The 4,021-nt window shown below is 66.3% G+C and carries 6 protein-coding genes; all 6 read right to left on the bottom strand.

Going from position 1 to position 4,021, the window contains the following annotated elements:
• Positions 1 to 136 precede the first annotated feature (136 nt).
• The 6 genes from rplQ to rpmJ all read right to left on the bottom strand — a co-directional run bounded on the left by rplQ (position 137) and on the right by rpmJ (position 3,597).
• The gene (rplQ, locus tag QH276_RS29865; protein ID WP_280397248.1) at positions 137 to 661 is read right to left on the bottom strand and encodes a 50S ribosomal protein L17; all 525 of its coding nucleotides are present in this window, start codon (positions 659 to 661) and stop codon (positions 137 to 139) included.
• 49 nt (positions 662 to 710) lie between these two features.
• Positions 711 to 1,769 carry a DNA-directed RNA polymerase subunit alpha gene (locus QH276_RS29860; protein WP_195055326.1) on the bottom strand — a complete coding sequence of 353 codons (1,059 nt, stop codon included), beginning with the start codon at positions 1,767 to 1,769 and terminating at the stop codon, positions 711 to 713.
• A gap of 99 nt (positions 1,770 to 1,868) precedes the next feature.
• Positions 1,869 to 2,474 carry a 30S ribosomal protein S4 gene (gene rpsD / locus QH276_RS29855; protein WP_280397249.1) on the bottom strand — a complete coding sequence of 202 codons (606 nt, stop codon included), beginning with the start codon at positions 2,472 to 2,474 and terminating at the stop codon, positions 1,869 to 1,871.
• 22 nt (positions 2,475 to 2,496) lie between these two features.
• Positions 2,497 to 2,910 (bottom strand): 30S ribosomal protein S11, encoded by a 414-nt coding sequence (gene rpsK / locus QH276_RS29850; protein WP_030522613.1) that lies wholly within the window; start codon positions 2,908 to 2,910, stop codon positions 2,497 to 2,499.
• Between the two features lie 10 nt (positions 2,911 to 2,920).
• Positions 2,921 to 3,292: a 30S ribosomal protein S13 gene (rpsM, locus tag QH276_RS29845; RefSeq protein WP_280397250.1), complete on the bottom strand. Its 372-nt coding sequence runs from the start codon at positions 3,290 to 3,292 to the stop codon at positions 2,921 to 2,923.
• 191 nt (positions 3,293 to 3,483) lie between these two features.
• Positions 3,484 to 3,597, bottom strand: coding sequence for a 50S ribosomal protein L36 (gene rpmJ / locus QH276_RS29840; protein ID WP_025347279.1), 114 nt, complete (start codon positions 3,595 to 3,597; stop codon positions 3,484 to 3,486).
• Positions 3,598 to 4,021 lie beyond the last annotated feature (424 nt).

Genomic DNA, 4,021 nt, shown 5'->3' with positions numbered 1-4,021 from the left:
CCCCCCCCCGCCGCGTTCGGCGCCCTGTTTTCCCACCCACTCAACCCCCCGCCAACCCGCTCCCGCCCCCGCCCCCTTTGTGGGGGGGGGGGGCCGCCCCGACGAACCGCGGACGCGGACGTCCACGGCAGACGAATTACGCCTTGTCGTCGGCCTTCTCCTCGGCCGCGGCTTCCGCGGCCGGAGCCTCGGTGGCCTCGGCTTCGGGCTTCGCCTCGGCCTCGGTCTCGGCCTCGGGGGCCTGCTCCTCGGCCTTCTTGGACGCGGCCACCCGGCGGGCGCGATCGGCTTCGTTGGTCACGGTCTTCTCGCGGACCAGCTCGATGATCGCCATGGGGGCGTTGTCACCCTTACGCGGCAGGGTCTTGATGATCCGGGTGTAGCCGCCTTCGCGACCCTCGAACGACGGGCCGATCTCGGCGAAGAGATCGTGCACGACGTCCTTGTTCCGGATCACCTTGAGCACCTCGCGGCGGTCGGCCAGGGTGCCGGCCTTGGCCTTGGTGACCAGTTTCTCGGCGTAGGGGCGCAGCGCCTTGGCCTTGGCCTCGGTGGTCGTGATCCGACCGTGCTCGAAGAGCGCCGTGGCCAGATTGGCGAAGATCGCCTTCTGGTGCGACGCCGACCCGCCGAAGCGAGCACCCTTCTTGGGCTTGGGCATTGTAGGTTCTCCTTGATTAAGGCCGGTCCGGGGCGCCTACCCCGGCGGCCTAGAGCTGTTCGGTTTCGGCGTAGTCCTGCTCGCCGCCGTTGTCGTCGCTGAAAGTGCCGCTGTCGGACCAGGTTCCGGTGGTGGCGTCGTAGCCGACCACGCTCGACGGGTCGAAGGACGCGGGGCTGTCCTTGAGAGACAGGCCCAGCGCGTGCAGCTTGACCTTGACCTCGTCGATGGACTTCTGGCCGAAGTTGCGGATATCCAGCAGATCCGATTCGGTCCGCGCCACCAGCTCGCCGACGGTGTGCACACCCTCGCGCTTCAGGCAGTTGTAGGAACGGACGGTGAGGTCCAGATCCTCGATCGGCAGCCCGAAGGAGGCGATGTGATCCGCCTCGGCCGGGGAGGGGCCGATCTCGATACCTTCGGCTTCGACGTTCAGCTCACGGGCCAGGCCGAACAGTTCGACCAGGGTCTTGCCCGCCGAGGCGAGCGCGTCCCGCGCGCTGATGGAGTTCTTGGTCTCCACGTCGAGGATGAGCCGGTCGAAGTCGGTGCGCTGCTCGACACGGGTGGCCTCGACCTTGTAGGTCACCTTGAGCACCGGCGAGTAGATCGAATCCACCGGGATCCGGCCGATTTCCGCACCGGTCGCCTTGTTCTGCACCGCCGGGACATAACCGCGACCACGCTCGACGACCAGCTCGATCTCGAGCTTGCCCTTGTCGTTCAGGGTGGCGATATGCATATCCGGGTTGTGCACGACCACACCCGACGGCGGCACGATGTCATCGGCGGTGACGGTCCCCGGGCCCTGCTTGCGCAGGTACATGGTGACCGGCTCGTCCTCTTCGGAGGACACGACCAGGCCCTTGAGGTTCAGGATGATGTCGGTGACATCTTCCTTCACGCCGGGCACGGTGGTGAACTCGTGCAGAACGCCGTCGATGCGGATGCTGGTCACCGCCGCCCCCGGAATCGAGGACAGCAGGGTGCGCCGCAGCGAGTTACCGAGGGTGTACCCGAAACCGGGCTCGAGGGGTTCGATGGTGAACTTCGAGCGGTTGTCGGCGATGACCTCTTCGGTGAGGGTCGGACGCTGGGAAATCAGCATGGGATCAATCCTCCTGTGTTGGGCGCCCGCTATTTGACGCCTCGTTTAGGGGTTGTGCGGGCCGGATAGCAGCCCGGCCCGCACCAGCAGCACAGCTGGTTACTTCGAGTAGTACTCGACGATCAGCTGTTCCTGCAGCGGCACATCGATCTGCGCGCGCTCCGGCAGGGAGTGCACCAGAATGCGCAGCCGGCCCGGGATGACCTGGAGCCAGCCGGGGACCGGACGGTCGCCGAGGGTCTCACGGGCCACCTGGAACGGCAGGGTCGCCAGCGACTTCTCCTTGACATCGATGATGTCGTACTGGGTGACCTGGAACGAAGGCACGTTGACCTTCTTGTTGTTCACCAGGAAGTGGCCGTGGCTGACCAGCTGGCGGGCCTGACGACGGGTCCGGGCCAGACCGGCGCGGTACACGACGTTGTCCAGCCGGGTCTCCAGCAGGCGCAGCAGGTTGTCACCGGTCTTGCCCTTGAGGCGGTTGGCCTCTTCGTAGTACCGGCGGAACTGCTTTTCCATAACGCCGTAGGAGAAGCGGGCCTTCTGCTTCTCCTGCAGCTGCAGCAGGTATTCGCTCTCCTTGATCCGCGCGCGGCCGTGCTGGCCGGGCGGGTAGGGGCGACGCTCGAAAGCCTGGTCACCGCCGATCAGGTCGACGCGCAGGCGACGCGATTTGCGGGTGATGGGTCCGGTGTAACGGGCCATTGTGCTCTACCTTCCTTCCCGCTTAGACGCGACGCCGCTTGGGCGGACGGCAACCGTTGTGCGGCTGCGGAGTGACATCGGAGATCGTCCCGACCTCCAGGCCGGCGGCCTGCAGCGAACGGATCGCGGTCTCGCGGCCGGACCCGGGGCCCTTGACGAACACGTCGACCTTCTTGACGCCGTTCTCCTGCGCCTTGCGGGCCGCGTTCTCGGCGGCCAGCTGTGCGGCGAACGGGGTCGACTTGCGCGAACCCTTGAACCCGACGTGACCCGAGGACGCCCAGGAGATGACATTGCCCGAGGGGTCGGTGATGGACACGATGGTGTTGTTGAACGTGCTCTTGATATGCGCGTGGCCGTGGGGAACGTTCTTCTTTTCCCTGCGACGCGACTTCTGGCTCTTCTTCGGGCCGGAGGCCCGGGACTTCGGAGGCATCTGTTATCCCCTACTTCTTCTTGCCGGCGACGGTGCGCTTCGGGCCCTTGCGGGTGCGCGCGTTGGTCTTGGTGCGCTGGCCGTGAACCGGGAGGCCACGACGGTGGCGCAGGCCCTGGTAGCAGCCGATCTCGATCTTGCGACGGATATCGGCCTGAACCTCACGGCGGAGGTCACCTTCGACCTTGAGAGACGAGCTCTCGATGTAGTCACGCAGCTGCGTGACCTGCTCATCGGTGAGATCCTTCGAGCGCAGGTCCGGGCTCACGCCCGTGGCCGCCAAGATCTCCTTGGAGCGGGTACGACCGATGCCGAAGATGTAGGTCAGTGCGATCTCCATGCGCTTCTCGCGCGGGAGATCGACGCCCATGAGACGTGCCATCTGGCAGTTCCTTCACTGTTGCGGAGGTCTGCTCCCTGTCCGTCCCCTCGTCTGGTGGGGCCCCGGCCTCCGTTCCGGGGGTAGGCACGCACACCTTCCGGACGAATCCGGAAAAATCCTCAGTGTGCGGCTGGCGCTGGGAGGTCTTCTCTAGTGCCAATCCGAACCGCGTTCGGTGCTCGGCGCCGGTGTCAGCCCTGCCGCTGCTTGTGCCGCAGGTTGTCGCAGATCACCATGACCCGGCCGTTACGCCGGATCACCTTGCACTTCTCGCAGATCTTCTTGACGCTCGGCTGAACCTTCACGTCCGTCCAATCTTTCGTTGCGGTCCACACCAGGGTGTGAACACAGTTTTTCCCCGGCCTACCGACCGGGGAAGTCCTTGGTCACCACCCGGGCGTGGATAGCCATCCGGACCGGGGGTCCGGGGGCGTAGCCCTCCGGGCGGGGTGGGGGGGGGGGGGCATCCCGACCACGACCCGCGGGCCCCGGTGCCCGACCGCGGGAACGGCTCGCGCTCCTACGTGTCGAAGGTCTCGCCCGGTCCGCCGGCTCGTGCCCGTGCGGCGACCCGCGCCGCGAGACGACCTACACCACCAATATCGACAACGACACCACCCGGGAACAACCCTGGACCCGTCCGTCGGGTTGCGGGCGGATGCGCTGGAGCCACAACCCGGGCGCGAATTACGGCAATCAAACCATGTACATAGACCATAACGCCCCCAC

Origin of the sequence: Nocardia carnea (genome assembly GCF_029869215.1) — a bacterium.
Taxonomy (GTDB): domain Bacteria; phylum Actinomycetota; class Actinomycetes; order Mycobacteriales; family Mycobacteriaceae; genus Nocardia; species Nocardia carnea_B.
Note: the sequence above shows the minus strand (reverse complement) of the source record. Positions and strands in the feature narration are given on the sequence as shown.

Coding starts and splice junctions, on each gene's coding strand:
- rpsM (WP_280397250.1), bottom strand. CDS start 3,292: ATGGCACGTCTCATGGGCGTCGATCTCCCGCGCGAGAAGCGCATGGAG.
- QH276_RS29860 (WP_195055326.1), bottom strand. CDS start 1,769: ATGCTGATTTCCCAGCGTCCGACCCTCACCGAAGAGGTCATCGCCGAC.
- rpsK (WP_030522613.1), bottom strand. CDS start 2,910: ATGCCTCCGAAGTCCCGGGCCTCCGGCCCGAAGAAGAGCCAGAAGTCG.
- rpsD (WP_280397249.1), bottom strand. CDS start 2,474: ATGGCCCGTTACACCGGACCCATCACCCGCAAATCGCGTCGCCTGCGC.
- rplQ (WP_280397248.1), bottom strand. CDS start 661: ATGCCCAAGCCCAAGAAGGGTGCTCGCTTCGGCGGGTCGGCGTCGCAC.